The organism is Campylobacter sp. JH32 (genome assembly GCF_017846535.1).
In the GTDB taxonomy this organism is placed as follows: Bacteria; Campylobacterota; Campylobacteria; order Campylobacterales; family Campylobacteraceae; genus Campylobacter_D; species Campylobacter_D coli.
On sequence record NZ_JAEQBS010000055.1, the window covers coordinates 1 to 330 of the forward strand.

A 330-nucleotide genomic window follows, 5' to 3' on the forward strand; every position below is an offset into this window, starting at 1 on the left:
TAGATTTCTCCCCTGTGTGAAATTCAGGATCTAGGTATTGGGGTTGATAGTCTTTGTAGGGGGAGTTTTGTTTGATATTGTGTGCTTCAAACAAAGCTTTAGAATATTCTTGGGTGTATTTGCCTACTTCACGCCCATCTTCTCTTTTATCAAATATAATTTGATTCGTATTTTTATCAACTTCTAATATAAGTCCATTAGAAGTATAAATCTCGTAAGTTTCACTCATTTTTATCCTTTCATCCTATATACAAACCATCTTCCATGATTATAGTTGTAGCTAGTCTGCCTATAAACTTATTAGAATAATCTTGGGATTTATTAGTATCA

General features: G+C 32.1%; 1 pseudogene. It reads right to left on the reverse strand.

Annotation, left to right across the window (positions count from 1 at the left end):
* Window positions 1-229 (reverse strand): annotated as a pseudogene (locus tag KAR67_RS09485) (hypothetical protein); the annotation flags it as partial.
* Window positions 230-330 lie beyond the last annotated feature (101 nt).